The organism is Burkholderia sp. WSM2232 (genome assembly GCF_000472545.1).
In the GTDB taxonomy this organism is placed as follows: domain Bacteria; phylum Pseudomonadota; class Gammaproteobacteria; order Burkholderiales; family Burkholderiaceae; genus Paraburkholderia.
Genome location: NZ_AWZV01000071.1, coordinates 1 through 1,268, shown reverse-complemented (window position 1 = coordinate 1,268; position 1,268 = coordinate 1). Strand labels below are relative to the sequence as shown.

Annotated in this window: 1 rRNA gene; it reads left to right on the top strand. The window is 53.5% G+C overall.

Features of this window, described 5'->3' with window-relative positions:
• Positions 1–1,194, top strand: a 23S ribosomal RNA gene (locus F757_RS0129790); the annotation flags it as partial.
• Positions 1,195–1,268 lie beyond the last annotated feature (74 nt).

The following is a 1,268-nucleotide window of genomic DNA, read 5'->3' as shown; positions in this document are numbered from 1 at the left end:
AGGTACGCCCCTGTAGCTTGAATGGCCTGCGCCATGAGGGTGAAGGGGTTGCAATAAACTGGTGGCTGCGACTGTTTAATAAAAACACAGCACTCTGCAAACACGAAAGTGGACGTATAGGGTGTGACGCCTGCCCGGTGCCGGAAGATTAAATGATGGGGTGCAAGCTCCTGATTGAAGTCCCGGTAAACGGCGGCCGTAACTATAACGGTCCTAAGGTAGCGAAATTCCTTGTCGGGTAAGTTCCGACCTGCACGAATGGCGTAACGATGGCCACACTGTCTCCTCCCGAGACTCAGCGAAGTTGAAGTGTTTGTGATGATGCAATCTCCCCGCGGCTAGACGGAAAGACCCCATGAACCTTTACTGTAGCTTTGCATTGGACTTTGAACCGGTCTGTGTAGGATAGGTGGGAGGCTGTGAAGCGTGAACGCCAGTTTGCGTGGAGCCATCCTTGAAATACCACCCTGATCTGTTTGAGGTTCTAACCCTGGTCCGTGAATCCGGATCGGGGACAGTGCATGGTAGGCAGTTTGACTGGGGCGGTCTCCTCCCAAAGTGTAACGGAGGAGTACGAAGGTACGCTAGGTACGGTCGGAAATCGTGCTGATAGTGCAATGGCATAAGCGTGCTTAACTGCGAGACCGACAAGTCGAGCAGGTGCGAAAGCAGGTCATAGTGATCCGGTGGTTCTGTATGGAAGGGCCATCGCTCAACGGATAAAAGGTACTCTGGGGATAACAGGCTGATACCGCCCAAGAGTTCATATCGACGGCGGTGTTTGGCACCTCGATGTCGGCTCATCTCATCCTGGGGCTGTAGCCGGTCCCAAGGGTATGGCTGTTCGCCATTTAAAGAGGTACGTGAGCTGGGTTTAAAACGTCGTGAGACAGTTTGGTCCCTATCTGCCGTGGGCGCTGGATATTTGAAGGGGGCTGCTCCTAGTACGAGAGGACCGGAGTGGACGAACCTCTGGTGTACCGGTTGTCACGCCAGTGGCATCGCCGGGTAGCTATGTTCGGAAGAGATAACCGCTGAAAGCATCTAAGCGGGAAACTCGCCTTAAGATGAGATATCCCCGGGGCTTCGAGCCCCTTGAAGGGTCGTTCAAGACCAGGACGTTGATAGGTCAGGTGTGTAAGCGCAGTAATGCGTTCAGCTAACTGATACTAATTGCCCGTAAGGCTTGATCCTATAACAGGTGTGTCTCGTGTCGATGACCGTTAGTGCTTCAGCACTTACGGGCATCCCACTCCCGAAGGGAGTAC